Genomic DNA, 26,040 nt, shown 5'->3' with positions numbered 1-26,040 from the left:
GCGTTCGATCAGAACGTCACGCTCCAGTTGTTCAGCGTGCCGGTGTCGCCCGCGGCGTTGTCGTTCACGCGGAGGTTCCACGTGCCGTTCAGCGCTTCGGTCGACAGGTTCACGGTGAAGGTCTGGATGATGTTGTCGGCGCTGCCGCCGGCACGGTTGCTCAGCACGTAGACCGAGCCATCCGGCGCCACCAGGTCCACCTTCAGGTCGCCCTTGTAGGTGTGCGTGATGTTGACGGCGACCTGGGCGTTGGTCGGAGCGTTGCCGCTGCGGCCGGACACCGCGACCGGGCTGTTGATCGTCGTGTTGTCGAGGATCGCGTAGGCCGTGTTGTTGGCGTAGTTCTGCGTCGAACCGCCGCCACCCGTGGAGTAATCACCTAGCAGCGTCGCACCGGAGAACGTCGCGTAGGCCTTCAGGCGCACGTAGTACGTGCCCGCCGTCGGCGCCGCGAACGTGCACGTTTCGGCGTTGCCCGTCTTGTACGGACGGCAGTTGTACGTGGTGTCCGTCGGCGCGGAGCCGAGGCGCACGTACATGTCCAGGTCGCCCGAGCCGCCGGAGGTGGTGAACGTCAGGTTCGACGCGCCGGCCGGAACGACGAGGGTGTAGAGCTTCTCCGAACCGGTGCTGGCACCGATGCCCGTGATCGCCACGCCCTTGGTCATCGCCGTCGGCGTACCGCCGCCGCCGCCGCCCGCACACGAAACGCCCACGACGGCGAGCGCTGCAGTGACGTCGGCCTTGCTGTAGCCCAGGTCCGTCGCCGCCGTTTCGACACCGCACGCGCCCGAGTTGTAGGTGCTGCTCGGGGTCCAGTAGTTGGCGTTGGCGCGCGCGAAGGTCTTGAACGCCTTCACCGTGTCCCAGCCCGCCGTCTTGGCCAGCGTACAGAACGCCTTGTTGTAGACGCCCGAGCTGTAATGCACGTCCAGGCCGGAGGTGTACTGCGAGGCGTTGTCGATCGAGCCACCGTCCTGCGGCGGGTTGCACATGTAGCGCAGCGCACCGTTGGCGGACTTGAAGACTTCACGGCCGACGTCGAAGTCGTTCGTGCCCTTCCAGTAGTACTCGGTCGCTTCGCCGCCCATGTCGGAGAAGGATTCGTTCATGCCGCCCGACTGGCCGTCGTAGGTCAGGTTCGAGTGCTGCTCGGTGTAACCGTGCGAGACCTCGTGGCCCGAGACGTCGGCGTTGACCAGCGGATAGAACGTGCTGGCGCCGTCGCCGAAGGACATGTACGAGCCGTTCCAGAACGCGTTCTCGTAGTTGGTGCCGTAATGCACGCGCATGACCAGCTGGAACGACAGGGCGTTGGCGCCGGTGTAGGCGTTGTACATGTTCTGGATCACGCCGCCGAAGAAGTGGGCGTCGTTGATCGGCGAGTACGCGCCGTTGATGATCTTGTAGGTGTTGCGCGGGCAGGTGTACTGGTACGCGGTCGTGCTGGCGCCCGTGCTGCCGTTGAGGTTCACCGACTTGACGTTGGTGTTGTTCATCGTGCACATCGTGCCGCTCTGCGCGACATCGAGGTACGGATGCAGGCCGCCGGTGCCGTATTCGTACTGGCCGGTCTTGGCGTTGCCGCCGGGGCCGGTGCCGACGAGGGCGTGGGTGAGGCCGTCCCAATGCTTCAGGACGCGGCCGCTGTTCGCATCGATGATCACGAACGGACGCGTCGGCGAACCACCGCCGGCGGTGTCGGCGAAGTACGACACGACGTACGCCAGGTGCGCGCGGTTGTTGTCGTCGACGAAGATCGACAGCTCGGACTTCTCGTTCTCGGTGCGCATGAAGCCGACGCGGTTGCCGAGGCCCGCGCTCTTGCCGAGCGCCAGGGCGTTGGCCGGCGTGAGCTTCGCGGCGACGGCGGGCAGTTCACCGGCCAGGCCGTTGACCATGCGGCCGAAGATGTTGCGGACGTTGCCGTCCTTGCCTTCGGTCACCACCACGTGCTCGCCCCACACGGGGATGCCGCGGAAGGTCTGCTGGTAGCGGGTGTGGCGGGTGCCGTCCTTGTCGATGCTCGTGCGCAACTCGCGCAGGTTCGAGTTGGCGTCCATGTTGAGCATTTCGGCATGGCGCTCGCGCGCCTGCAGTGCGATGCCCGCGCGAGCGGAAACGAGCTTGTTCTGCGCGTTGACCTGGGTGACGTTGAGGCGATGCAGGTCGGTGCGTTGTGCGGCGATCGCACCCTGCGCGGTGAGCGCAAGGGTGGTGGCAGCCGCGAGTGCTGCCAGGCGGTGGTTGCGAATCACGAAGTGGTACCCCCGAAAGTGGATTGAATTATTGACCGCGATCTTTGCCGCGGCCTGCGTTCCATGCAGTTGTTGCAATCCGGCCCCTGTCGTTTGTCCACCCTGCAGCGGACATGCGTCGCTCGGACCACCACCCGTCGCTTTTGTGTGTTGTGCGCAGAGCGGTCGTCGGACGCTAGGGGGCGTTCGGGGGTTCGTCAAAACGAAAACGGTTTCGGGATGCGGCCTACCTGAACGGAAGCTTGCCGCAACGCGGCAGCAGGGGGGCCCTAGGTCGCGCTTTTTGCAGGGTTTTTTACACGCTGCGGCGCAATAGCGCCGGTTGCGCGTTCACATGGCCTCCACGGGCCTGTTTGTGCGGTGCAGCAAGCGGATGCGCAAAAAAGTGTCACTGTGGGGCGCGGATCACACTTTTCTTGCGCGTCGCCGCAAAGCGCTCAACCGCGCGGCGTGACCTTCGCGCCGGCCAGGTGCGGGCGACCCTCCGCGATGTCGGTCCACACCACGAACGCCACGCCATTGCGGACGGCGATCTTCGGAAACCCGGTTCCGCGGCCGCGGCCGGCGAGGATGGCCAACTCGGTCCGTTCCGGTTCGCCCCCCTGGTTCGGGTAACGAGCGAGTTGCACCGTCTGGCCCTTCGCATCCTCGCGAATCCAGACCAGCCAGGTCGCATCGCCGTCCTTCGCCACGTCTACGCGACCCTGCAGCGCTGCGCCTTGGTCCACGTCGATCGGTGCATCGAAGGTGTTGCCGCTGTCCTTGCTGCGCGCCAGGCGCAAGACGGGTTTGTCGTTCGGCGCCGTGTACCAGGCGACCGCGACGGCGGGGCCCCACGCACCAACCGACGGGCCGTTGAGCGGGCATCCCGTCATCTTCCAGCCGTCGGCATGCACGGGCTTGGGTGCGTCCCACTTGCCCACGCGCAAATGCGTGGCGGAGATGTCGCGGATTTCGTCCTTCATGCGATCGCGATAGACCAGCAGCGGGCCGGTGTCGGTCAGCACGGCGTCGGTGCCACAGCAATCGCAGGTCGATGCGTCGATCTCGGCGTCGTTGCTGCGCTGGAGGCCGCCATCGAAGCGCGCGCCGCGCACGGTCATTTCGCCCGCCGCACCTTCGCCATGGTCGTGCGCCGGCATGTTCGCGTCGTGCATGTGCGTCGCGGCTGCGGTCTTGCGGCCGTCGAGCCACGCGATGCCGATCGCGTCCTGGCCGGCGGCCCACATGCTCACGAAGCCGTGTTCGGTGCCGGTCGCATCGTCGTTGACCTCCACCGGCGGCGCCCAATGGACGCCGTTGTCGGGCGAGCGCGTCAGTACGATGTCGGAGGCGTGCGGCGACTTCGCATCCGCCGGCGTCTGCAGCCAGTGCGCCCACAAGGCGCGGTCCTCGGTCATCACGATATGCGGCGTGTTCGCCCAGTTCGCGGTGAGCGTGCGGCCGACGGCGATCGTCTTCGGTGCCGATTCCCAACTGTCGTCGCCGAGATACGCGGCGTACTGGAAGGCATTGCGGTCGCCCTGCCTGCGGATCCAGCTGACGAGCAGGCGGCCGTCGGGGCCGACGGACAGATCGGGTTGCGCGGCACCGTCGGGCGTCGGCAATGCCCATTGATTGACGATCAACGCGGAGTGGGCGTTCGCGTCCGCGGTCGCGGGCTGCTGTTGCGCGGCGTCGGGCGCAGGCGAGCGCGAACAGGCCGCGAGCGCGGCGATCAGCGCGAGGACGAGAAGGCGGGGCGTCGTGTTCATGCGCGGAGCGTACTCCCGACGCACTGACCTGCGCGTGTGCCGGTCAGGCGACGCGCGCGCCGCGCGACCGCGCCAGGTGCACGAGCAGCAGCGAGATCGCCGCCGGCGTCATGCCGGGAATGCGCTGGGCCTGGCCGATGGTTTCCGGCCGCACGCGCGCCAGCTTCTGCTGCACTTCCGCCGACAGCCCGCGCACGCCGGCGTAATCGAAGTCCGCCGGGATCGCCGTGGTTTCATGACGCTGCTGGCGTGCGATCTCGTCGCGCTGGCGGTCGAGATAGCCGGCGTATTTCACGCCGATCTCGACCTGCTCTGCGACCTTCGCATCGTCCACGCCCGGTGCGAGCGCGGGCAATTGCATGAGCTTCGCGTAATCGAGTTCGGGGCGCTTCATCAGGTCGAGCGCGTTGGCTTCGCGCGTGAGCGCGACGCCCAGGGTCGCTTCGAGTTCGCGGCCAAGCGCGTTGTTCGGCGACGCCCATGCGGCGCGCAGGCGGGTTTCTTCCTGCGCGATGGCTTCGCGCTTGGCATCGAAGCGCGACCAACGCGCGTCGTCGACGAGGCCGAGCGTGCGCCCGATCGGCGTCAGGCGCAGGTCGGCGTTGTCTTCGCGCAACTGCAGCCGGTATTCGGCGCGCGAGGTGAACATGCGATACGGCTCGTTCGTGCCGTGCGTGATCAGGTCGTCGACGAGCACGCCGAGGTAGGCCTCGTCGCGACGCGGCGACCATGCATCGCGCTGCTGCACGAAACGCGCGGCATTCAGCCCCGCGAGCAAGCCTTGCGCCGCGGCTTCTTCGTAGCCGGTGGTGCCGTTGATCTGGCCGGCGAAGAACAAGCCCGCGACGGCCTTGGTTTCCAGCGAGGCCTTCAGCCCGCGCGGATCGAAGAAGTCGTATTCGATGGCGTAGCCGGCGCGGGTGATGTGCGCGCGTTCGAAGCCGCGGATCGAACGCACGAGTTCGAGTTGCACGTCGAACGGCAGCGAGGTCGAAATGCCGTTCGGATAGATTTCCGCGACATCGAGCCCCTCGGGTTCGACGAAGATCTGGTGCGAGGCCTTTTCGGCGAAGCGCACCACCTTGTCTTCGATGGACGGGCAATAGCGCGGGCCGATGCCTTCGATCTGGCCGGTGTACAGCGGCGAGCGATCCAGCGCACCGCGGATGATGTCGTGCGTGCGCTCGCTCGTGTGCGTGATCCAGCACGAGACCTGGCGTGGATGGTCGTCGCGCGAACCGACGAAGGACATCACCGGGCGCGGGTCGTCGCCGGGTTGTTCTTCCATCACGGTGTAATCGAGCGTGCGGCCGTCGATGCGCGGCGGCGTGCCGGTCTTGAGGCGGTCGACCACGAAGGGGCGTTCGCGCAGGCGCGTGGCGAGCGTGGTCGCGGGCGGATCGCCGGCGCGGCCGGCCGCGTATTGCGTCTGGCCGACGTGGATCTTGCCGGCGAGGAAGGTGCCGGCGGTCAGCACGACGGCGGGCGCTTCGAAGCGCAGGCCGGTTTGCGTGATCGCACCGCGCACGGCGTCGCCTTCGATGATCAGATCGTCGACGGCGGCCTGGAAGACGACCAGGTTGGGTTGCGCTTCGACCATGCGGCGGATCGCGGCGCGATACAGCGCTCGGTCGGCCTGGCAACGCGTCGCGCGCACCGCCGGGCCCTTGGACGCATTCAGCGTGCGCCACTGGATGCCCGCGGCATCCGCGGCGCGCGCCATCGCACCGCCGAGCGCATCGATTTCCTTGACCAGGTGGCCCTTGCCGATGCCGCCGATCGCCGGGTTGCAGCTCATCGCGCCGACGGTCTCGACGTTGTGCGTGAGCAACAACGTGCGCGCACCCGTGCGCGCGGCGGCGAGCGCGGCTTCGGTGCCGGCGTGGCCGCCGCCGATGACGATGACGTCGTGGCGGAAGAATTCGGACATGTTGGACAACGGTGGCGCGTGCAGGCTGCGCATTCTACTTGCGCGCCGTTGGGGGACCTGAATGCCGCGGGCGCACGCTTGGCACGCTTCCTGCGACATCTACCTTGCACCCGGGGTGGCAGGCGCATCGCACCAAGCGCTGCCGGATTGGAACAGGGGCTGGCGAGTACACGCCGGGGGAGCGCAGGGGCCGAATGTCGGGGGACGTTCGGCCCCTTTTTTTATGTCTGCGATTCGGGCTGCGCGGCACCGCGCATCGTTCGATGGCGGTCTGGAGGGGTGGCCGACGCCCCGCGAGGTGCGGAACAGGGGGGATCCGTGGGTTCCCCGAGGGGCGTCGACATGGTCGGGCCTGCCGCAAGTTGTGTCGCAAAGCGACGCAACTCGTCACTCGCGACCTACTGTGCGCCCCCATCCGGCAGAGCGCAACACCTCAAGGTGTGTCGCCGGACCCACTTTTTATCCGTGCGCGATCGACCGCGCGCTCATGGCGCGCCGAAGGGGTGACCGAGGGCGGCGGCGACATCGAAGGCGACGGCGGCGGCGGCCGCATCGAGGGCGACGGCGGCGGCGTGCGCACCGGCATCGGACGCGAGACCGGCGGCGGCGTGCGCACTGGCATCGGGCGCGAGACCGGGGCGGGCGGCAGGCCGCCGTTGACGATTTCGCCGCGGTGCACGCGTGGCGGCATCACCGGCGGGTTGCCGCCGCGCGGGCCGGACCATTCGACCTGGCGATGGCTGCGCAACTCGCGAGGATCCTGACCGCCGCCACCCGTGCTGGGCGGCGGCGGAGGCGGGTTGTGCGGATGGCGCGGCCTGTACGGCCCGCGGCCACCACCACCGTGGTAACCGCCGTAGTAGCCACCGTAATAACCACCGTAGTAACCGGGATAGCCGCCCCAGTAGCTGATGCCACCGCCCCAGCCCGAATAAGGCCCGTAATACGCGCCCGGGTAACCGCCATACCAGAAGCCGGCCGACGGCACGTAGTTGTAGTCGGTGTAAGGCTCGCCGGAGTAGTAATCGCCTTCGCCGTTCTGGTGGTAGGTGTAGCCCGTCGCACAACCGCCGAGTAGTACGGCGGTGGCGAGCAGGAGCAAGCGCTGCGTGGCCATGGTCATCCCCTGTGGATGCCACGAGAGTCCGCCCGCGGCATTGAATTCCTGCTTAATCTTCCGGCTCCACGTTGTACTCCCAGAACCGTCAGCGCAACGTTTAGCATGCCGCCATGAATCCCCCCGCCCAGATCCTTCCCGCATTCGGCGACATCCTTGCCGCCGCGGCGCGCATCGCTCCCCACGCCCACGCCACGCCGGTCCTGCGGTCCCGCGCCATCGACGCGCTCGTCGGCGCGTCCATCGCCTTCAAGGCCGAGCACCTGCAGCGCGCGGGCGCTTTCAAATTCCGCGGCGCATGCAACGCAGTGTGGTCGATGACCGACGATCAGGCCGCCCGCGGCGTGGTCACGCATTCCTCGGGCAACCACGGCGCGGCGCTCGCGCTGGCGGCGCGCACGCGTGGCATCGCGTGCCATGTCGTCGTCCCGGAAGGCGCGGTGAAGTCCAAGCTCGCCGCGATCGAAGCCTATGGCGCCACGTTGCACCACTGCGCCGCGACGATCGCCGCGCGCGAGGCGGCGTGCGCGCAACTGCAACACGACACCGGCGCGCAACTCGTGCACCCCTATACCGATGCGCGCGTGATCGCCGGCCAGGGCACCGCCGCGCTCGAACTGATGAATTCCTGCGACGGCGCGCTCGATGCGGTGATCGTGCCGGTCGGCGGTGGCGGGCTCGCCTCGGGCACCGCGCTTGCGGTTGCTTCGACGTTGCCCGGTGCGCGCGTTTTCCTCGCCGAACCCGCGGGCGCCGCCGAAACCGCCGCGTCGCTCGCGCAGGACCGGCGCGTGACGGACTTCGTGCCCGACACGATCTGCGACGGACTGCGCGGCACGCTCGGCGAACCGAATTTCGAACTCCTGCGCGCGCACGACGTGGAGACGCTGGTCGTCGACGACGCGGACACGGTCGACGCGATGCGCCTGCTCTTTTCGCGCATGAAGCAGGTCGTCGAACCCTCCTCGGCCACCGTGCTCGCCGCGTTGCTGCGGCATCGCGAACGCTTCGCCGGCCTGCGCGTGGGCGCGATCCTCTCCGGCGGCAACGTCGACCTCGACGCGATCGCCACGTTGTTCGCGAAGGGCCGCGCGTGAGCGGCACCGGTCCGGCGACACCGGAGGCGCGCGCGCGCGCCACCTTGCGTGCCTATTACGAGGCGCTCAATCGCCAGGATCCCGATGGCGTCGTCGCGCTGCTCACCGACGACGTCGTGCACGACCTCAACCAGGGCCCGCGCGAAGTGGGCAAGGCCGCGTTCCGCGAATTCCTGCAGCGCATGGAGTTCTGCTATCGCGAGCGCCTGCAAGACATCGTGCTCCTGTGTTCGCCCGACGGGCTGCATGGCGCGGCCGAATATGTCGTCGATGGCGAATACGTCGCCGACGACATCGGCATGCCGCCCGCGCAAAATCAGAAATACCGCATGCCCGGTGCCGCGTTCTTCGCACTCCGGGAGGGTCGCATCTACCGGGTGAGCGACCACTACAATCTGCAGGAATGGTTTTCCCAAGTCGCACAGGCCTGATGGACATCCTGCGAAAGCCTGCCACGTGGGTGGCCATCGTTGCCCTCTGCCTGTCGCTGCTGTTCCTCGGCCATCGCGGCACGTGGGATCCGGACGAAGGCCGTTACACGAACGTCGGGCTCAACATGCTCGACAGCGGCGACTGGCTCAATCCCCGCCGCAATGAAGAGATCGGCCATTGGACCAAGCCGCCGATGACGTATTGGGCGATCGCCTCGAGCGTCGCCGTCTTCGGTACGAATCCGTGGGCTGCGCGGCTGCCCGGTGCGCTGGCCTACCTGTTTTGCGTGTGGCTCGTGTGGCGCATGGGGCGGCGGTTGTCGCCGGGAAGCGAGGCGACGGCGGCGCTTGCCTACGCAACGATGCTGCTGACGATCGGCGCGTCGCAATACATCACGACCGATTACATCCTCACCGCGTTTTCCACCTTCGCGATGCATGGGTTCGTGGAGGCGCGATTCGGCAATTCGCGGCGGCGATGGTGGATCGCGACGGTCTGGATCGGGTTCGCGCTGGCCTTCCTGACGAAGGGGCCGCCGACGTTGCTGCCACTCCTCGCGGTGGTCGCGTTCGACTGGATGATCCCCGGGAAACAGCGACCGCGCGTATTCGGTTGGTCTGCGTTGTTGTTCCCGTTGCTGGCGCTGCCCTGGTACCTCGCGGTCGTGCGCCAACATCCCGGGCTGCTCCAACATTTCCTCGGCAGCGAAGTGATCGCGCGCGTGGCAAGCGACGACTTCTCCCGCCATGGCGAGTGGTACGGCTTTCTGGTTGTGTATGTGCCCACGCTGTTGCTCGGCACGCTGCCGTGGACGCCGGCCTTGCTGCGTTGGGCCAGGCGCCTGCCTTCGGATCTGCGCGGCTGGTGGCGCGATGGCGCGCAGCGCGCGGCCGATGCGCCGTGGCTACTGCCCGTGCTCTGGATCGCGCTGCCGCTGGTGGTTTTTTGTCTCGCGCGTTCGCGGATGCCCCTGTACCTGCTGCCATTGTTCACGCCACTGGCCCTGCTCGTCGGCATGCAGCGTCATCGCGAAGCGCGCGCGTTGCCGCGATGGACGTGGATCGCCGCGTGGGTCGCGCTCGTCCTGGCGATGCAGGTCGGCGCGGGGTTCTGGCGCACGCACAAGGATGCGTCGGAGTGGGCGGATCAGATTCGCCAGCGCGCGGGCGGGCAGCCGGTGACCGAGGTGGTGTTCGTCGAGGACATGACGCGCTACGGCTTGCACCTGGAGCTCGGCCTGTCGACGCACATCGAGAAGATCGCGCTGTATCCGCTGCCGCAATCGAAATTCGACCGCGTGTACGACGAGCTGCTCGAAGAGGAGCTCGCCGAGCATGAGGATGGTGCGGTTTGGATCTGCAAGGCCGGGACTTGGCCGAAGGTCCTGGCCCGCATCCACGCAGCCGGTCATGCGGCCACGCCGCTCGGCGCCCCCTGGCAAGGCCGGATGTTCTTCCGCGTGGGTTCGCCGCTGACGCCCGGTGGGCGACAATAGGGGTCTTCCCGCCGTCCGATGCCCACCGCCATGTCCGAGTTCGACAAGACCGGCTCCATCTCCCTCACCCGCCATCTCATCGAGGAAGAGCGCGCCGACCGCATCAACGCCGACCTGCGCCTGCTGATCGAAGTGGTCGCGCGCGCGTGCAAGTCGATTGCCGTGTCGGTCGGCAAGGGCGCGCTCGGCGGCGTCCTCGGCGAAGCGGGCAGCGGCAACATCCAGGGTGAGGCGCAGAAGAAGCTCGACGTCATCGCCAACGACGTGCTGCTGGAAGCCAACGCGTGGGGCGGCCATCTCGCCGCATGTGCGTCGGAAGAAATGGATCACTGCCAGCCGATTCCCGACGTGTATCCGCGCGGCAACTACCTGTTGCTGTTCGATCCCCTCGACGGCAGCAGCAACATCGACGTCAATGTATCCGTCGGCACCATCTTCTCCGTGCTGCGTTGCCCCGAAGGCGTGACGCATCCGGAAGACGCGCACTTCCTGCAGCCGGGCACCACGCAAGTTGCCGCCGGCTACTGCATCTACGGGCCGAGCACGATGCTCGTGCTGTCGATCGGCCACGGCACGCACGCGTTCACGCTCGATCGCGAGATGGGTTCGTTCGTGCTCACCACGCGCGGGATGACCGTGCCGCCGGCGACGAAGGAATTCGCGATCAACATCTCGAACCAGCGCCACTGGGAAGCGCCGATGCAGGACTACGTGCGCGACCTGCTCGCCGGCGAAACCGGCCCGCGCGGCAAGAACTTCAACATGCGCTGGATCGCAAGCATGGTGGCCGACGTGCATCGCATCCTCACCCGCGGCGGGATCTTCATCTATCCGTGGGACAAGAAGGACCCGTCGAAGGCGGGCAAACTGCGCCTGATGTACGAGGCCAACCCGATGAGCTACCTCATCGAACAGGCCGGCGGCGCCGCCACCAACGGGCGCACGCGCCTGCTCGACATCGCGCCGACGCAGTTGCACCAGCGCGTGCCGGTGTTCCTGGGTTCGCGCGAGGAAGTGGCGAAGGCGACCGAATACCACCTCGCCCACGACGCCAAGGCGCAGACCGCGGCCTGATCCGTCAGCGTTCGAGCCACTGCGTGCGCAGGCGGCGCACGTCGTCGATGAAGCGCACGAAGTCGACGGGCTTTTGCAGGTAACTGTCGGCGCCGCATGCGTACGTGGCGTCGATGTCGTTCGGCTCGCCGCTGCTGCTCAGAGCGACGACGGGCAGGTGCCGCAGCGCGGGGTCGGCGCGGATCGCCTGCACGACTTCGCGGCCGTCGAGTTTCGGCAGGTTGAGGTCGAGCAGGATCAGCGACGGCAATGCATCGCGGTGCGCGTTGAGCCAGTCGAGTGCGAGCGCGCCGTCGTGGGCGACCACGAGCGGATGCGTGATGCCTGCTTCGATGAAGGCCAGGCGCGTGAGTTCGACATCGTCGAGGTTGTCCTCGATGAGCAACACCGGCGCGAGCGTCATCGCGTGGGCGCCACGTTCGGCACGTCGTTCGGCAGGTCATTCGGTAAGAACAGGCGCGCGACCACGCCTTCGCCGAGGCGGCCTTCGACCTGCAAGGTGCCGCCATGGCGTTCGGCGATGCGGCGCGCGATGGCCAGGCCGAGCCCGCTGCCTTCGGGATGCGATTCAGGCGTGAGGCGTTGGAACGGTTCGCCGAGGCGCGTCGCATGTGCCGGATCGAAACCGGTGCCGTGATCCCGGATGCGCAGCGTGGTGCCGCGCGCATCGTATTGCGCATCGACGGCGATGGACACGGGGCGCTCGGCCGGCGCGTAGGTCCAAGCGTTGTGCAGCAGTTCGCCGAGCGCGGTTTTCAGCAGGCGTTCGTCGCCTCGGGCGTGCAGGTTCGGAGCGATGTCGATCTGCGCTTCGCGCTCGGGCGCTGCATCGCGGAGTTCGGCGATGCACCAGTCGGCGAGCAACGCCAGGTCGATGGCGTCGTCATGCAGCGGCGCGCTGCCGGCCTGGAGGTAGGCCTGCAGGCGTGCGAGCAGGCGGCCCATGCGGGCGCTCGCTTCGCGGATGCGGCGCAGGTGGTCGCGGCCGGTGTCGTCGAGCGCCTGCCCACTCCGTTGCTCCAGCAGGTAGGCGAAGCTCTCGATGGCGCGCAGCGGTGAGCGCACCTCGTGCGACAGGCCGAGCGCGAGCACGCGCTGGTCGTGGCGCAGCGCGGTGTATTCCGCCTGGAGAGCGTCGATGTCGTGCACGGTCGGGGGGAACCAGCGGCGACGTTGATCGCAGTGTACGCAACCGGCCGCAGCTTGCGTGCCCCACCTCGCCGAACTGCTTAGAAGAGTTCCGCTTGCGGGGAGGGCTTGCGCGGCGCGATGAATTTGCTGGCGTCCAACGGCGGCAGGTGCCCGAAGCCCAGGCGCGCGTGGGCCTTCTTGAAACGCTGCTGCAGGAGTTGCGCGAAGGGCCCCTCGCCGCGCATGCGGGTGCCGAATCGGCTGTCGTAGTCCTTCCCGCCGCGCATCTGCTGGATCAGGCTCATGACGTGCCTGGCGCGGTCGGGGTAATGCAGCTCCAGCCATTCGCGCCACACGTCTTTCAGCTCATGCGGCAGGCGCAGGAGCGTGTAGCCCGCCGAGCGCGCGCCGTGCGCCTTCGCCGCTTCGAGGATGTGCTCGAGTTCGTGGTCGGTGATCATCGGGATCACCGGTGCAATCATCACGCCGACCGGAACACCGGCATCGGCGAGTGTGCGCATGGCGCGCAGTTTTCCGTGCGGTGCAGTGGCGCGCGGTTCCATGCGAGCGGCCAGGCGGTTGTCGAGCGTGGTGATCGAGAAGTGCGCGCTGACCAGGTTGTCCTCCGCCATTCGTGCGAGCAGGTCGACGTCGCGCTCGATCAACCCGCCCTTGGTGACGAAGCTCACCGGGTGTTTCGTCTCGGCCAATACCTCGAGGATCTCGCGCGTGATGCGGTAGCGGCGTTCGATCGGCTGGTAGGCATCGGTGTTGATGCCGAGCATCAACGTCTCCGGCGCGTAGCCGGGCTTGGCGAGCTCCGCGCGCAGGCGGTCGACGGCATTGGTCTTCGCGAACAGGCGCGTTTCGAAATCCAGGCCGGGCGAGAGGTCGAGATAGGCGTGCGAGGGGCGCGCGAAACAATAGACGCATCCGTGTTCGCAGCCGCGATACGGATTGAGCGAAAGATTGAAGCCGACGTCGGGCGACTGGTTGCGCGTCAGGATGCTGCGCGCACGTTCTTCGGTGACCTGCGTTTCGGGGTGCGGGGGCGGCGCGTCTTCGCCATCCAGGCTGGTGTCGTAGACCGAGCCCCAGCCATCGTCCTCCCCTTGGCGCACGGTCTTTTCATACCGCCCCGCCACGCGCGAGGCGGCGCCGCGGCCCTTGATCGGTGTCGTTGCCTTGCGCGCGTCTTCCACCCCGCTAGGGTACGCTCCGGCGTCGCACGGGGTGCTACGGAACCTGAATCCCACAGGTCTGAGAATCGATGATCGAGGCCTTCCAAGCTGCGTGGCACGCCGTGTCGGACATCCACAATGTCCGCATCTACATGACCGTGCTCTACGTGGTCTACCTGGTGGGCCTGGGCGGCTGGATCGTGCTGCAGAAGCGCGAGCCGGTGGCCACGGTCAGCTGGCTGCTCGGCCTGGCGCTGCTGCCCTACATCGGCTTCATCGTCTACAACTACTTCGGCCCGCAGCGCATCAAGCGCCATCGCATCCGGCGCGCGCGCAGCAAGGCGCCGATGCTCTTGCCCTCGGCAGCCGACGACCCGATCGCGCGCGAGCTCTCGCGGCTGGGCATGGCGACCACGGGCCTGCCGCCGAGCACCGCGCGCGAGGTGCGAATGATCGTCGACGGGCATGCGAAGTACACCGCGCTGCTGGCCGACATCGCGCAGGCGCGCGATTCGATCGAAATCGAGTACTACATCTTCCTCGCCGACCGCACGGGGACGTCGGTGCGCGACGCACTGGTCCAGCGCGCGCGCGCCGGCGTGCGTGTGCGCCTGCTGCTGGATGCGGTCGGTTCTTCGAAGACGCCGCGCCGTTTTTTCGCGCCACTGGTCGAGGCCGGCGGGCTGGTCGCGTGGTTCCATCCGATGCGCTTCGGTCGGGTGTGGCAGCGCCCGTGGTTGAACCTGCGCACGCACCGAAAGATCGCGGTGATCGACGGGCACATCGCGTACACCGGCGGCATCAACGTCACCGATGAAGAGGACGAGACGCTGCGTCCCGATGCGTACCGCGACCTGCATTTGCGGCTGGAAGGACGCATCGCGCGTTCGCTGCAGGTGTTGTTCGTCGAGGACTGGGCGTACGCGACGGAGCATCCGCCGGTTTTGCCGCCCGCACCCGAGGAATCGGAGCCGGGCTCGTATGCGGTGCAAGCGATCGCATCGGGCCCCGATTCGGATTGGGAGGCGATCCACCGCATGTTCGTCGCGGCGATTCATTCCGCGCAGCGGCGCGTGTGGCTGACGACACCCTACTTCGTGCCGGGCGAAGCGGCGTTGATGGCGCTGACGTCGGCGGCGCTCGGCGGCCTGGATGTGCGGCTGCTCGTGCCGCGGGTCAGCGATTCGATGATCGTCACGCTGGCGGCGCGGTCCTACTTCGACCAACTGCTCGCCGCGGGCGTGCGCATCTACGAATACGGGCCGCGGATGTTGCACAGCAAGGCGCTGTTGGTCGACGAGCAGCTGGTCAGCATCGGCAGCGCGAACTTCGATTACCGGAGTTTCCGCCTGAACTTCGAAGTGGCGGTGGTCTGCCACGACGCGCGCCTGGCGGGCGAGCTCGAACGGGTGATCGAGGGCGATCTGGCGCACTCTCCGCGGGTTCGCGAGGATCGGCCTCGGCCGCTCTGGACGGTGCGGTTGCCGGAGGCCGTCGCGCGCTTGCTCTCGCCGCTGCTCTGACCCGCACGGATCTGCTGCGAATGTGCGCTGCATCCCGCCGGGCGGGATTTCCGCCGGCCGGGTTCGTCGTACACTTCGGCGCAAGCACGATCCACGACTGCGGGAGTCGACGATGCATTGGTTGTTGCTCGGGTTGGCGGCCGCTGCCTTCGCGGTCGCGTTGAACACCACGGTTTCCTGGTTGATGGCCGTGTGCCTGTTGCTCGCGCTGCTGTTCTCCCTCGGGTGGATCCTGGGGCTGTATTCGGCACGGGCCGGCGCGCGCGCGCGCGACGAGACGGCGATGATCGATCCGGTCGAACTGCGTCGCCTGCGCGAGCAGGCCGAAGCGCGCAAGCTCGCCGCGCAGCAGCAGCAGTCCAGCGAACCGCCGCTGTCGTGACCGCAGGCATCGCGCGATCAGCTGCGCGCATGGCAACCGTCCTCAGCGTCAACGTCAACAAGATCGCGGTGCTCCGCAATTCGCGTGGCGGCACGGAGCCCGACGTCGTGCAGGCCGCGAGCACGTGCCTGGATGCCGGCGCGCACGGGATCACGGTGCACCCGCGGCCTGATGCGCGGCACATCCGCGCCGAAGATGTGTATGCGTTGTCGGTGCTGACGCGTTCGCGCGGCGTGGAGTTCAATCTCGAGGGCAATCCGTTCGCGCCACCGCGCGCGGGATATCCGGGGTTCGCGGCGCTGTGTGCCCAAACGCGCCCGGCACAGGCGACGCTGGTGCCCGATTCCGATGCGCAGGTCACCTCGGACCATGGGTTCGATTTCGGCGGCGACCTGGGTCCATTGCGGGAACGCATCGCGGAGTTGCGAGCGCTCGGATGTCGCGTGAGCTTGTTCGTCGACGCGGGTTGCGCGGATATCGAACGCGCCGCGGAAGTCGGCGCGCAGCGCATCGAGTTGTACACCGGGCCGTATGCGGCCGCGTTCGCGCAGGGTGATGCGCGCGCGGCGATTGCGGCGTGCGCGGAAACGGCGCGGCGGGCGCAAGCCGTGGGGCTCGGCGTCAATGCAGGGCATGACCTGGATGAAGCGAATCTGCCGGCGTTCCTGGTTGGCGTGCCGGACGTGCTCGAGGTGTCGATCGGTCATGCGCTGATCGGCGACGCCTTGTATCGCGGGCTCGATGCGACGGTGAAGCGATATCTGGATGCGATCGCCCGCGGGCGTTGATCGCGCGTCGCACGCCGTACCACGCACAAAGTGCGCGCACAAAAAAAGACGCCGCCCGGAGGCGGCGTCGACAGACAGTGCGTCGTGCTTGATTCTGTGTTGCGTCAGCCCTGCGGCTGCACGAAACCGATCTTGATCATGCCGGCGTTCTTCGCGCTGGCGAGGACCTTGGCCAGCACGCCGTAATCGGCGTCGGGGCTGGTGTCGATTTCGAGCTGCGGCTGGTTGGTGGGATCGCGATTGACTTCGACCTGCATCAGGCCCTTGAGCGCCGTGACCGGCTGCGGCGACTCGTTCCAGTAGACCTGGCCCGAGGCATCGATGCGGAGCTTGATCGGCTCCGGCGGTTCCTTGGTCTGCGGCGGCGGATTGAGCGACTTCTGCGGGAGGTCGATGTCGATCGGATAGGAGAGCGTCGGCGCCGTCACCATGAAGATGATGAGGAGCACCAGCATCACGTCGACGAGCGGCGTGACGTTGATGTCGGCCATCGGGCCGCTACCGCCACCGGAACTGAAAGCCATGGTTCTGTTCTCCTAAAGGCTCAGGGCCGTTCTTTCTCGGCCACGAAGCCGACCTTGCGCATGCCCTGGTTCTGGGCGACCTGCACCACCTGCTGGACGACGCGGTACTTCGTCGTCCGATCGCCGCGCACGTTGATGGCTGGCTGCGGCGTCTTCTGGGCTTCGACCGAGAGACGGCTCTCGATCTGGTCCTTGGTGATGGGCTGGTCGTTCCAGTACAGGTTGCCGGCATCGCTCACCGTGATGGTGATCGGCTGCACGATCAACTTGGGCTCTTCGATCTTGTCGAGGTTCGCCTTCGGCAGCTCCACCTTCACCTTGTGGGACATGAGCGGCGCCGTGATCATGAAGATGATCAGCAGCACCAACATGACGTCGACGAGCGGCGTCACGTTGATCTCGGCCATCGGGCCGCCGCTTTCGTTACCGGAACTGAAGGCCATGGGGGAACTCCGTCAGGATTCGACTGATTAGCGCTTCGACGGCATTTCGCCGACACGCGCACCCGTGGCGAAGAAGTCGTGCAGGTCGTGCGCGAAGGTGTCGAACTTGCTGTTCGTGACGCGGTTGAGGCGCACGAAGAAGTTGTACGCCAGCACCGCCGGGATGGCGACGAACAGACCGACGGCGGTCATGATCAGCGCTTCACCCACCGGGCCCGCGACCGCGTCGATCGACGCCTGGCCGGTGGCACCGATCTTGATCAGCGCGCCGTAGATGCCCCACACGGTACCGAGCAGGCCGACGAACGGCGCGGTCGAACCGACGGTGGCGAGCACGGTCAGGCCGTTCTCCAGGCGCGAGGATTCGCGGGTCACGCCCTGGCGCAGGGCACGGTCCACGAACTCCGAGCGGTTCAGCGATTCAACCAGGCGCGAGCCTTCGTGGCGCTGGTGGTGGGCGGCTGCCTGCGCGGCGTCGAGCGCGATCTTGGAGAACGGCTCGGCCTTGTTCTGCTCTTCCATGAAGCGGATCGCGTCCTGTGCGTTCGGGGTTTCCCAGAACGTGGAGACGACGCGGTCGGCGCTGCCGCGGATGCGGACGTTCTTGATCAGGTTGATCACGATCCAGTACCACGACATCGCGGACATGATGATCAGGGTGGTGGCGACAACGAGCTGGACGACGTAGTCGCCCGGGTTGCTCAGCATTTCGCGTGCCAGGTGGTCGACGCCCATCTGCTTGAGCGCGTCGGCGTTGCTCCCGGTCGCGGCAACGGCGTTGGTGGTTTCCTGCAGCATGACGCTTACCTTCTGTCTGGAAAGAATGGAGTACTAAGGGAAGAAAAAATTATTGCTTGAGTTCCATCGGCAAGATGCCCGAACCCGGCTGGCCCGGACACATCTTGATGCGACGCGCCCAGCTCTGCGCGGCACGGTCCACGTTGCGGTCGCGGCTGGACTGCGCGACCTGGACATCGCTGACCGTGCCATCCGCAGCGTACGTGAGCTGCAACTTCATCGAGCCGGTGATGCGCGCGCGACCCACCGCGGCGGCAACCGGACCGAGCGGCGGCTGGAAGCACACGTTGGCACGAAGGTCGTTCGGATCGCGTGCCGGACCCTGCGGTGCGGCGGGCGGCGCCGGCGGGGCCGGCGGCGGGGCCTGGACGTCGACCGGCGAAGGCTCGTCGAACACGACCGGCGGTTCTTCCGGCGGCGGCGGGAGCGGGCTCGGCTTCGGCACGGTCTGCGGCTTGAGCACGATCTGCTTCGGCGGTTCCGGCGGCGGCGGCGGCGGCGGCGGGGGCGGCGGCGGTGGCTTGATGAAGTTGACCAGGGTCACTTCCTCTTCTTCCACCTGGGCGCCCGGGGGCGCCACCGGCATGAGCAGCAGCATCAGCGCCGCGACATGCAGGGCGATCACGAAAGAGATGCCGACGATGCGCGGCCAGTTCAACGGCTGGCGTGCGTGGCTGTCGGGATGCGGCAGTGTTTCCGTCATGCGCGAGGCTCTGGGGTCAGGGCCCGACGCCTTTTTCGCGCCGGATTGCAATGCTGGCCACTAATGAAGCTGAAGCGGCCGCGGGAATTTCCAAGCATATATCAATTCCGCAGCGGTACACCAATGCCGCGGGCTCGGTATGTGATGCCGTCAGTCGCCGAGGATTTCCTTCGCTTCCTGCGGCTTTTTCAGGCCCTTGTCCAACGCCTTCTGGGCAGCGGCCTTGGCATCGGCCGTCTTGCCCTGCGCACGCAGGATCTTGGCCTGGTTGAGGTAGGCCTCTCCGTCCTTCGCCATCGGGGCAGCCTTGGAATAGAACTTCAGCGCGTCGGCATCGCTGCCGTTGTAATACGCATTCTGGCCCAGCAGCGAGTACGCGGTCGCGAGGTCCGGGCCTTCCTTGAGGATGCCCTTCGMCGCGCCTTCCTCGATCACTTTTTGCGCATCCTTGAAGCGCTCGGCGTTGAGGTAGTTGGCGTACAGCACCTGCAATTCCTTCGGTTCGGTGAGCATGCCCTTGTTGTAGCCCTCTTCCAGCAGCTTGGTCGCCTTCGCGTCGTCGCCCGCGGCCTGGTAGGCCGACACCGCGTTCAGCAACGCGCGCTTGTCGTTCGGGTTCTTCGCCAGCTGGTCCTCGAAGGTCTTCGCCGCTTCGCCGCCACGGCCGCTGTTGGCGAGCAACTGCGCGCGCAACTGCTGGTACTCGGGCTTGTCGGATTTGGTTTCGGCGAGGAACTTGTCGAGCAGCGCCAACGCTTCGGCGTTCTTGCCCGTGGTGTAGTAGGTCGCGATGAGGTTGTACATCGCGGTGTAGTGGTTGTTGTTGTCCAGGCCGTTGGCGTCGACGGCCTTCTTGAAATAGTCGGCGGACTTCGCGTCGTCCTTCAGCTCGGAGGCCGACGCGCCGGCCAGCTGGTAGGCGAACGACTTCTCGTACGCATTCAGCCCGCTCGTTGCGGCGAAGGCGTCGGCCTTGGCCATGGCGCCGGCGTAGTCCTGCTTTTGGTAGAGCGCCTGGATTTCCTGCAGCGCCTTCAGGTTCTTGCCCTTGGCCTCTTCCTCCGGCGCCTTGCGCGTGGCGTTCGGCCACATGTCGGCTTCGGCCGCCTTGTCCTGTTCCTTCGCGTCCTTCTTGCCGAGTTCCTTCTGGCGCTTGGCGCGCTGTTCCTGCATCGACGTGGAACCGGCTTCCTGCTGCGCGAACGCCGGTGCGACGGCGGCAACGGCGACGATCGTGCATAGCGCGAGAGCGAGTGGGCGGAGCTTGGGGGACGCGTTCATCGGGGGAGCCTCGAATGGGATCGGGAGGGCGTTGGGCAGGAGGCCCGGGGGGCGCTCACGCTAGCAGAAAGGCCGTTACGCGAAGCAAGGGGCCAATGTCGGATTGTCGGTGGGTTCACCCGCACGCCGGTCGCCGCCCGGCGGCGCGCGCCTGGTCGTAAACCGGCACGAGCGAGGCCGCGCGCTGCTGGAGTTCGCGGATGCGGCTTTCTGGATTGGGGTGCGTGGAAAGCCACTGCGGCGGGCGGCCGCTGTTCTGGGTGGCCTGGATCATGTTCACCCACAACTGCACGGCGCCGCGCGGATCGAAGCCCGCCTGCGCCATCAGTTGTTGGCCGACGACGTCGGCTTCGGATTCCTGTTCCCGCGAACCCGGCAGGAGGAAGCCGGTCTGCGCGAGCACGCTGCCGCCCTGCACCGCCGCGCTCTGTGCGCCTGCGCCGTAGCGCGAACCGAGCAACGCGCCGAGCAATTCCACCGCGCCTTGCGCCCCCATCTGCCGCGTGATGCGTTCTTCGTGGTGGCGCGAAATCACGTGGCCGATTTCATGCGCGATGACGCCCGCGAGTTCGTCCTGCGTGCTGGCGACTTTGAAAATGCCGCTGTACACACCGACCTTGCCGCCGGGCAGCGCGAAGGCGTTGGGTTCGGGATCGACGAACACCGCGGTTTCCCAACCGCCCTGCCAATCCGGCGGCAACTGGCGCGTGATCGCGCCGACGATGCATTGCACTTCGCGCGTCTGGTGCCCGTCGGTACTCAGCCGTTTCTGCTGCTTCACTTCGGCGAAGGCTTGCGCGCCGAGTTGGTTGAGTTCCTGTTGCGAGACGCCCCCGACGACCTGCGTGCGGCCGGTCGGCGAGGTCGTCGTGGCGCAGCTGGCAACGGTGGCCGCGATGGCGAGGGCCAGGGCGGCGGGACGCAGGTGTCGAAGCATGGGTTGGGATTTCCCGAATTCAGGTTTCCAACCCGTATAGGACAGGGGTCCTGAATTCGGTGTCAAACCGTCGACTGCGTCACATCCGGCGTTGACCGGGCGGTCATCTTCGGCGGGCTGCGCCTGGCCCGCCGAAGGGTGGTCTGCCGGCGAATCGCCGCCTTACACGTCGAGGTTGGCGACCTTGAGCGCGTTCTCTTCGATGAACTCGCGGCGTGGTTCGACGACGTCGCCCATGAGCGTGGCGAAGATCTGGTCGGCGGCGACCGCGTCCTCGATGCGCACCTGCAGCAGGCGACGCGTTTCGGGATTGACCGTGGTTTCCCACAGCTGCTCCGGGTTCATTTCGCCCAGGCCCTTGAAGCGCTGGATCTGGCGACCCTTCTTCGCTTCTTCCATCAGCCAGGCGTGCGCGTGGGCGAAACGCTCGATCGCCTGCGCACGATTGCCGCGCACGATCTGTGCGCCTTCGCGCACCAGTCCATGCAGCAGTTGCGCAACTTCGCGCACCGCGCGCAGCTCGCCGGTTTCGAACGCGGCGATCGGCAGGATCTGCACGATTTCCTCGCCCATGTGCGTGCGATGCACCGCGATCGCGGCAGGGCGCGATTCGGTGGCCGTATGCAACTCCAGGCGATAGCGGGGACGGCCGAGGCCACCCTGGTTGAGGCGTTGTTCGAGTGCGCCGAACTGCTGCGCAGTCGCTTCGTTGGCGTGCGCGGCGTCGAGCGGGATGAAGTCGACCAGCGCTTCGAGCAACGCCGGATCGTAGCGGTGCGCATTGCGTGCGATCGCATCGCGCGCGGAGGCGTAAGCGAGCAGGAGCTTTTCGAGATTGACGCTTTCGATCGCCGGTTCGCCGTTGGCCGGGATCAGCGAGGCGCCTTCGACGGCGTTGCTCGCCAGGTAGACATCGAGCGCGGCATCGTCCTTCAGGTACAACTCGTTCTTGCCCTGTTTGATCTTGTACAGCGGCGGCAAGCCGATGTAGACGTGGCCGCGTTCGATCAACTCCGGCATCTGCCGATAGAAGAACGTCAGCAGCAGCGTGCGGATGTGCGAGCCGTCGACGTCGGCGTCGGTCATCAGGATGATGCGGTGATAGCGCAACTTGTCCGGGTTGTATTCGTCCTTGCCGATGCCGGTGCCGAGCGCGGTGATGAGCGTGCCGACTTCCGCGCTGCCGAGCATGCGGTCGAAGCGCGCGCGTTCCACGTTGAGGATCTTGCCCTTGAGCGGGAGGATCGCCTGCGTCTTGCGGTTGCGGCCCTGCTTCGCCGAGCCGCCCGCCGAGTCGCCCTCGACGATGAACAACTCGGACTTCGCCGGATCCTTTTCCTGGCAGTCGGCCAGCTTGCCCGGCAAGCCGGCGATATCGAGCGCGCCCTTGCGACGGGTGAGGTCGCGGGCCTTGCGCGCGGCTTCGCGGGCGCGGGCGGCGTCGACGATCTTGGAAGCGATGGCACGGGCTTCATGGGGGTGTTCCTGCAGGAACTCCTCCAAACGTGTACCGAACGTGTTCTCAACGACCGGGCGCACCTCGGACGAGACCAACTTCTCCTTCGTCTGCGACGAGAAGCTCGGGTCGGGCACCTTGACCGACAGCACCGCGATCATGCCTTCGCGCATGTCGTCGCCAGACAACGTGATCTTCGCCTGCTTGGCGATGCCGTTCTGGTCGATGTAGTTGGTCAGCGTGCGCGTGAGCGCGGCGCGGAAGCCGATGAGGTGCGTACCGCCGTCCTTCTGCGGGATGTTGTTGGTGAAGCAGAACATCGTTTCCTGGTAGGAGTCCGTCCATTGCAGGGCGACGTCCACCGTGATGCCGTTCATTTCGCCCGACACGGAGATGACGTTCGGGTGCAGCGGCGTCTTGAGTTGCGCCAGGTGTTCGACGAAGGAGCGGATGCCGCCCTCGTACTCGAACACGTCGCGCTTGCCTTCCGTGCCGTCCTCGCGCACGCGCAGGTCGGTCAGCGTGATGCGCACGCCGGAGTTGAGGAACGACAGCTCGCGCAGGCGCTTGGCCAGGATGTCGTAATGGAATTCGACGTCGGTGAAGATCGCCTGTGCCGGCTTGAAGCGCAGCAGCGTGCCGCGCTTTTGCGACGCCTCGACTTGCTTCAACGGATACAGCGATTCGCCGAGCGCGTATTCCTGCTGGTAATGGTGCCCATCGCGCCAGATATCGAGCCACAGATGCTCGGACAACGCGTTGACGACCGAGACGCCCACGCCGTGCAGGCCGCCGGAAACCTTGTAGCTGTTGTCGTCGAACTTGCCGCCCGCATGGAGCACGGTGAGGATCACTTCCGCGGCGGAAATGCCCTCTTCCTTGTGGATGTCGACCGGGATGCCGCGGCCGTTGTCCGACACCGACACCGAGTTGTCCTCGTGCAGCGTGACGTTGACTTCCGTTGCATGGCCCGCGAGGGCTTCGTCGATCGAGTTGTCGACGACCTCGAACACCATGTGATGCAGGCCGGTACCGTCGTGCACGTCGCCGATGTACATGCCGGGACGCTTGCGGACGGCCTCCAGGCCGCGCAGGACGGTGATCTTGCTGGAATCGTAGGTGCTGTTCTGGACGTTGGGCTGCGCGCCCTCGGCGTGTTCTTGCTGCGACATTCGGCTCGGGGCTCCCGCGACGCGCATGCGCGTCGAGACACATTAGCTATGGATGCACAGTGTATCAAACGCGCGTAGCGGCCGGCCGCTGCACGCGCCTCAGTGCGCCTGGCCTTCAGGGCGGAGCCGGCCTTCTTCGACATGGATGTGCGAGAGGCGTCCTGCGTGCGCCAGCAGCGCCTCCGGGGCATCGGTGCCGGTGACAAAGATCTGCGCCCCGGTGGCGACCAGATCGTCAACGACGCGCGCCTGGTGCGCGCGATCGAGTTCGGACGCCAGATCGTCGAGGGCGATGATGGGCCAGTCGCCCGCCAGGCCCGCGTGGAGCCGCGCCTGGGACAAGAGGAGCGAAAGGGCGGTGAGCTTCGCCTGGCCACGCGACAGCGCGTCGCGACCCGGAATTCCGGTAAATCCGATCCGCCAGTCGGCCCGGTGCGGGCCGACACTGGTAAATCCCGTCGCGAGATCGCGCTGGCGAGCCAGCAACAGGGCGTCGGACAGGCTGAGTTCGTCCCGTCGCCAGCCAGGCTGCAGCGTGAGTTGTTCGATGCCAAGGGCTGGCGCCAGCGTGGCCGCTTCTCCTGCCAGGCGGGGCTGCCACTGGGCCAGATAGGTTTCGCGGCTACGGGTAATGGCTTCGCCGCTCTCGGCCAACTCATGCTCCCAGCCATCGAGCTCTGCTGTACGGGCGCCCGCTTTCAGCAATGCGTTTCGCTGCTTCAAGGCCCGTGCGTAACGTCGCCACACGCGAAGGAAGTCCGGTTCCACGTGGAACAGACCCCAATCGAGCAAGCGGCGGCGGTTCTCGGACCCGCCGGTGACCAAACTGTGGCTGCCGGGTTCGAAGGTGACCACAGCCAATGCAGCACAGAGTTCGCCGAGATGCGCCACGTCAGCGCCGTCCAGGCGACCTTGCCACGCGGCGCCGGTGTGCCGGAGACCCCCTTTGCGAATGCGCCCCCCGGGTTCTTCCCACTCAACGAAGACTTCAAGGGCAGGGGCGCCTTGCCGGATGAGCCCGTCGCGCACGCGGCCGCGAAAACTGCGGCCGTAGGCCATGAGGTGCATTGCTTCGAGCACCGAGGTCTTGCCGGCGCCATTTGCGCCGGTCAAAAGGTTCAGCGCCGGGCCGGGGGTCAACGAGACGGCGTCGAAGCGCCGCAGGCCGGTGATGTCGAGTCGGGTGATCCGCATCAACCCGCCCCAAAGCAGAACGCCCGGACCAGGCCGGGCGTTCTCATGCGTTCCACGTGGAACCGAGTTTCGATCACAGGCGAAGCGGCATCACCACGTGGCGGCACTTCTCGCTGCCAGCCTCGCGCACCAGCGCCGAGGAATTGGCGTCGCGCAACTGGAGGATCACATGCTCGTCGCGCAACGCGGAGAGGGCATCCAGCAGGTAGTTCACGTTGAAGCCGATCGCGAGACCATCCACGCGCGTGTCGGCTTCGATCTCTTCCTGCGCCTCTTCCTGTTCCGGATTGTGCGCGTTGATCTTCAACTGGCCCGGAGAGACTTCGACACGGACGCCGCGGTACTTCTCGTTCGACAGGATCGCCGCACGCTGCAGGGCGGCGCGCAGGACCTCACGATCCACCTTGACCTCGCGGTCGGCGCCGATCGGGATCACGGCTTCGTAATCCGGGAAACGCCCGTCGATGAGCTTGCTGGTGAAGGTGACATCGTCGCGCTTCACGCGGATATGGTTGCGGCCGACTTCGAGCTCGAGTTCGCGATCGCCGCCTTCGAGCAGGCGCTGCAACTCCTGCACGCCCTTGCGCGGCACGATGATCTGGCGCTTTGCCTGCGCACTGCCATCGAGCGGGGATTCGCACAGCGCCAGGCGATGGCCGTCCGTAGCCACGCAGCGCAGCGTCTTGTCGCGCAGGTCGAACAGCAACCCGTTGAGGTAGTACCGCACGTCCTGCTGCGCCATCGCGAAGGCGGTGCGTTCGATCAATTCCTTGAGGCCGGCCTCCGGCACGCGGACGCGCTCGGTCGCCTCGACTTCGTCGACCGACGGGAAATCGTTGGCAGGCAGGCTCGCCAGCGTGAACCGACTACGGCCGGCCGAGACGGTGACCTTGTCGCCCGACTGCGAGACGGTGACCTTGCTGCCGTCGGGCAGGGCACGGACGATCTCGAACAGCTTGCGGGCCGGGATCGTCGTCTCGCCGTCCTGCGCGTCGTCGACGGCATGGCGCGCGACCATCTCCACTTCCAGGTCCGTGCCGGTCAGCGACAGCTGCCCTGCGCGCACCTGCACCAACAGGTTGGCCAGGACCGGGAGGGTCTGTCGGCGTTCGACGACATTGACGACTTGCGCCAACGGCTTCAGGAAGACTTCGCGTTGCAGGCTGAAACGCATGCGGTCTGGTTCCCCGGGTCCAAGCTCTGAAAGGATGGATAAATCAAAAGAGTGGTGGTGCTTGGTGTAGCGGAAATCTGGGTATTGCGGGCCTAACTTGTTGATCAGGAAGCATTTATTGACGTGAGCAAAGCGTGTACAAACCGGGCCGCGGCTCCGGGAAAAGTTGTGGATAAAACAGCTGCCCCCTGGATGG

General features: G+C 66.7%; 23 protein-coding genes. 7 read left to right on the top strand and 16 right to left on the bottom strand.

The genetic code is table 11. The features are described 5' to 3' along the window. Positions 1–8: 8 nt before the first annotated feature. The 4 genes from ACXJJ8_RS05420 to ACXJJ8_RS05405 all read right to left on the bottom strand — a co-directional run bounded on the left by ACXJJ8_RS05420 (position 9) and on the right by ACXJJ8_RS05405 (position 7,059). The gene (locus ACXJJ8_RS05420; protein ID WP_499027439.1) at positions 9–2,258 is read right to left on the bottom strand and encodes a M4 family metallopeptidase; all 2,250 of its coding nucleotides are present in this window, start codon (positions 2,256–2,258) and stop codon (positions 9–11) included. A gap of 437 nt (positions 2,259–2,695) precedes the next feature. Continuing rightward, positions 2,696–4,012 carry a hypothetical protein gene (locus ACXJJ8_RS05415; protein ID WP_499027437.1) on the bottom strand — a complete coding sequence of 439 codons (1,317 nt, stop codon included), beginning with the start codon at positions 4,010–4,012 and terminating at the stop codon, positions 2,696–2,698. 43 nt (positions 4,013–4,055) lie between these two features. Continuing rightward, a complete protein-coding gene (gene mnmG, locus ACXJJ8_RS05410) occupies positions 4,056–5,942 on the bottom strand; it encodes a tRNA uridine-5-carboxymethylaminomethyl(34) synthesis enzyme MnmG (protein ID WP_499028580.1) in 1,887 nt (628 codons plus the stop codon). Positions 5,943–6,375: 433 nt separating this feature from the next. Then, positions 6,376–7,059, bottom strand: a complete 684-nt coding sequence (locus ACXJJ8_RS05405; RefSeq protein ID WP_499027435.1) for a hypothetical protein — start codon at positions 7,057–7,059, stop codon at positions 6,376–6,378. 113 nt (positions 7,060–7,172) lie between these two features. On the opposite strand from ACXJJ8_RS05405, the gene ACXJJ8_RS05400 reads away from it, so the two are divergent. From ACXJJ8_RS05400 to ACXJJ8_RS05385, 4 genes are read left to right on the top strand one after another with little or no spacing between them, the layout of a single operon-like run. Further along, positions 7,173–8,156 carry a threonine ammonia-lyase gene (locus tag ACXJJ8_RS05400; protein WP_499027433.1) on the top strand — a complete coding sequence of 328 codons (984 nt, stop codon included), beginning with the start codon at positions 7,173–7,175 and terminating at the stop codon, positions 8,154–8,156. Beyond that, on the top strand, positions 8,153–8,587 hold the full coding sequence (locus ACXJJ8_RS05395) for a ketosteroid isomerase-related protein (protein ID WP_499027431.1): 435 nt from the start codon (positions 8,153–8,155) through the stop codon (positions 8,585–8,587). Before ACXJJ8_RS05400 ends, ACXJJ8_RS05395 begins: the two co-directional genes overlap by 4 nt. Continuing rightward, positions 8,587–10,083, top strand: coding sequence for an ArnT family glycosyltransferase (locus ACXJJ8_RS05390; protein ID WP_499027429.1), 1,497 nt, complete (start codon positions 8,587–8,589; stop codon positions 10,081–10,083). The genes ACXJJ8_RS05395 and ACXJJ8_RS05390 overlap by 1 nt, the downstream gene beginning before the upstream one ends. Before the next feature lie 30 nt (positions 10,084–10,113). Continuing rightward, positions 10,114–11,157 carry a class 1 fructose-bisphosphatase gene (locus ACXJJ8_RS05385; RefSeq protein ID WP_499027427.1) on the top strand — a complete coding sequence of 348 codons (1,044 nt, stop codon included), beginning with the start codon at positions 10,114–10,116 and terminating at the stop codon, positions 11,155–11,157. A 4-nt stretch (positions 11,158–11,161) separates the two neighbouring features. Here ACXJJ8_RS05385 and ACXJJ8_RS05380 read toward each other — a convergent pair whose 3' ends face one another. The 3 genes from ACXJJ8_RS05380 to ACXJJ8_RS05370 all read right to left on the bottom strand — a co-directional run bounded on the left by ACXJJ8_RS05380 (position 11,162) and on the right by ACXJJ8_RS05370 (position 13,490). Then, entirely contained in the window at positions 11,162–11,560 is a 399-nt protein-coding gene (locus ACXJJ8_RS05380) for a response regulator (RefSeq protein ID WP_499027425.1), read from the bottom strand. Next, positions 11,557–12,306 carry a sensor histidine kinase gene (locus tag ACXJJ8_RS05375; protein WP_499027423.1) on the bottom strand — a complete coding sequence of 250 codons (750 nt, stop codon included), beginning with the start codon at positions 12,304–12,306 and terminating at the stop codon, positions 11,557–11,559. The genes ACXJJ8_RS05380 and ACXJJ8_RS05375 overlap by 4 nt, the downstream gene beginning before the upstream one ends. Positions 12,307–12,386: 80 nt before the next feature. Further along, on the bottom strand, positions 12,387–13,490 hold the full coding sequence (locus ACXJJ8_RS05370) for a PA0069 family radical SAM protein (protein ID WP_499027421.1): 1,104 nt from the start codon (positions 13,488–13,490) through the stop codon (positions 12,387–12,389). A 68-nt stretch (positions 13,491–13,558) separates the two neighbouring features. On the opposite strand from ACXJJ8_RS05370, the gene cls reads away from it, so the two are divergent. From cls to ACXJJ8_RS05355, 3 genes are all read left to right on the top strand, one after another. Further along, positions 13,559–14,992, top strand: a complete 1,434-nt coding sequence (cls, locus tag ACXJJ8_RS05365; RefSeq protein ID WP_499027419.1) for a cardiolipin synthase — start codon at positions 13,559–13,561, stop codon at positions 14,990–14,992. Positions 14,993–15,104: 112 nt separating this feature from the next. After that, on the top strand, positions 15,105–15,374 hold the full coding sequence (locus ACXJJ8_RS05360; RefSeq protein WP_499027416.1) for a hypothetical protein: 270 nt from the start codon (positions 15,105–15,107) through the stop codon (positions 15,372–15,374). A gap of 29 nt (positions 15,375–15,403) precedes the next feature. Beyond that, positions 15,404–16,162 (top strand): pyridoxine 5'-phosphate synthase, encoded by a 759-nt coding sequence (locus ACXJJ8_RS05355; protein ID WP_499027414.1) that lies wholly within the window; start codon positions 15,404–15,406, stop codon positions 16,160–16,162. Positions 16,163–16,266: 104 nt separating this feature from the next. On the opposite strand, the gene ACXJJ8_RS05350 is transcribed toward ACXJJ8_RS05355, so the two are convergent. From ACXJJ8_RS05350 to dnaN, 9 genes are all read right to left on the bottom strand, one after another. Then, the gene (locus ACXJJ8_RS05350) at positions 16,267–16,686 is read right to left on the bottom strand and encodes an ExbD/TolR family protein (protein WP_499027413.1); all 420 of its coding nucleotides are present in this window, start codon (positions 16,684–16,686) and stop codon (positions 16,267–16,269) included. Between the two features lie 20 nt (positions 16,687–16,706). Next, on the bottom strand, positions 16,707–17,129 hold the full coding sequence (locus ACXJJ8_RS05345) for an ExbD/TolR family protein (protein ID WP_499027411.1): 423 nt from the start codon (positions 17,127–17,129) through the stop codon (positions 16,707–16,709). 27 nt (positions 17,130–17,156) lie between these two features. Continuing rightward, on the bottom strand, positions 17,157–17,927 hold the full coding sequence (locus ACXJJ8_RS05340) for a MotA/TolQ/ExbB proton channel family protein (protein WP_499027408.1): 771 nt from the start codon (positions 17,925–17,927) through the stop codon (positions 17,157–17,159). Positions 17,928–17,976: 49 nt separating this feature from the next. After that, positions 17,977–18,630 (bottom strand): energy transducer TonB family protein, encoded by a 654-nt coding sequence (locus ACXJJ8_RS05335; protein ID WP_499027406.1) that lies wholly within the window; start codon positions 18,628–18,630, stop codon positions 17,977–17,979. Between the two features lie 150 nt (positions 18,631–18,780). Then, complete coding sequence (locus ACXJJ8_RS05330; protein ID WP_499027405.1) at positions 18,781–19,911, bottom strand: tetratricopeptide repeat protein; 1,131 nt, start codon at positions 19,909–19,911, stop codon at positions 18,781–18,783. 115 nt (positions 19,912–20,026) lie between these two features. Beyond that, positions 20,027–20,848, bottom strand: coding sequence for a M48 family metallopeptidase (locus tag ACXJJ8_RS05325; RefSeq protein WP_499027403.1), 822 nt, complete (start codon positions 20,846–20,848; stop codon positions 20,027–20,029). Positions 20,849–21,010: 162 nt separating this feature from the next. Next, on the bottom strand, positions 21,011–23,476 hold the full coding sequence (gene gyrB, locus ACXJJ8_RS05320; protein WP_499027401.1) for a DNA topoisomerase (ATP-hydrolyzing) subunit B: 2,466 nt from the start codon (positions 23,474–23,476) through the stop codon (positions 21,011–21,013). Positions 23,477–23,575: 99 nt separating this feature from the next. Then, positions 23,576–24,670, bottom strand: a complete 1,095-nt coding sequence (recF, locus tag ACXJJ8_RS05315; RefSeq protein ID WP_499027400.1) for a DNA replication/repair protein RecF — start codon at positions 24,668–24,670, stop codon at positions 23,576–23,578. Between the two features lie 73 nt (positions 24,671–24,743). Beyond that, the gene (dnaN, locus tag ACXJJ8_RS05310) at positions 24,744–25,844 is read right to left on the bottom strand and encodes a DNA polymerase III subunit beta (protein ID WP_499027398.1); all 1,101 of its coding nucleotides are present in this window, start codon (positions 25,842–25,844) and stop codon (positions 24,744–24,746) included. Between the last annotated feature and the right edge of the window lie 196 nt (positions 25,845–26,040).

The sequence above is a fragment of the Lysobacter sp. P5_C4 genome, from assembly GCF_054049695.1.
Note: the sequence above shows the minus strand (reverse complement) of the source record. Positions and strands in the feature narration are given on the sequence as shown.

What these genes read in the sequence shown, in the direction of transcription:
- ACXJJ8_RS05335 (WP_499027406.1), bottom strand. Translation starts at nt 18,630, where the DNA reads ATGACGGAAACACTGCCGCATCCCGACAGCCACGCACGCCAGCCGTTG.
- ACXJJ8_RS05400 (WP_499027433.1), top strand. Translation starts at nt 7,173, where the DNA reads ATGAATCCCCCCGCCCAGATCCTTCCCGCATTCGGCGACATCCTTGCC.
- cls (WP_499027419.1), top strand. Translation starts at nt 13,559, where the DNA reads ATGATCGAGGCCTTCCAAGCTGCGTGGCACGCCGTGTCGGACATCCAC.
- ACXJJ8_RS05360 (WP_499027416.1), top strand. Translation starts at nt 15,105, where the DNA reads ATGCATTGGTTGTTGCTCGGGTTGGCGGCCGCTGCCTTCGCGGTCGCG.
- ACXJJ8_RS05325 (WP_499027403.1), bottom strand. Translation starts at nt 20,848, where the DNA reads ATGCTTCGACACCTGCGTCCCGCCGCCCTGGCCCTCGCCATCGCGGCC.
- ACXJJ8_RS05355 (WP_499027414.1), top strand. Translation starts at nt 15,404, where the DNA reads ATGGCAACCGTCCTCAGCGTCAACGTCAACAAGATCGCGGTGCTCCGC.
- ACXJJ8_RS05405 (WP_499027435.1), bottom strand. Translation starts at nt 7,059, where the DNA reads ATGGCCACGCAGCGCTTGCTCCTGCTCGCCACCGCCGTACTACTCGGC.
- ACXJJ8_RS05380 (WP_499027425.1), bottom strand. Translation starts at nt 11,560, where the DNA reads ATGACGCTCGCGCCGGTGTTGCTCATCGAGGACAACCTCGACGATGTC.
- dnaN (WP_499027398.1), bottom strand. Translation starts at nt 25,844, where the DNA reads ATGCGTTTCAGCCTGCAACGCGAAGTCTTCCTGAAGCCGTTGGCGCAA.
- ACXJJ8_RS05350 (WP_499027413.1), bottom strand. Translation starts at nt 16,686, where the DNA reads ATGGCTTTCAGTTCCGGTGGCGGTAGCGGCCCGATGGCCGACATCAAC.
- ACXJJ8_RS05415 (WP_499027437.1), bottom strand. Translation starts at nt 4,012, where the DNA reads ATGAACACGACGCCCCGCCTTCTCGTCCTCGCGCTGATCGCCGCGCTC.
- recF (WP_499027400.1), bottom strand. Translation starts at nt 24,670, where the DNA reads ATGCGGATCACCCGACTCGACATCACCGGCCTGCGGCGCTTCGACGCC.
- mnmG (WP_499028580.1), bottom strand. Translation starts at nt 5,942, where the DNA reads ATGTCCGAATTCTTCCGCCACGACGTCATCGTCATCGGCGGCGGCCAC.
- ACXJJ8_RS05345 (WP_499027411.1), bottom strand. Translation starts at nt 17,129, where the DNA reads ATGGCCTTCAGTTCCGGTAACGAAAGCGGCGGCCCGATGGCCGAGATC.
- ACXJJ8_RS05390 (WP_499027429.1), top strand. Translation starts at nt 8,587, where the DNA reads ATGGACATCCTGCGAAAGCCTGCCACGTGGGTGGCCATCGTTGCCCTC.
- ACXJJ8_RS05385 (WP_499027427.1), top strand. Translation starts at nt 10,114, where the DNA reads ATGTCCGAGTTCGACAAGACCGGCTCCATCTCCCTCACCCGCCATCTC.
- gyrB (WP_499027401.1), bottom strand. Translation starts at nt 23,476, where the DNA reads ATGTCGCAGCAAGAACACGCCGAGGGCGCGCAGCCCAACGTCCAGAAC.
- ACXJJ8_RS05340 (WP_499027408.1), bottom strand. Translation starts at nt 17,927, where the DNA reads ATGCTGCAGGAAACCACCAACGCCGTTGCCGCGACCGGGAGCAACGCC.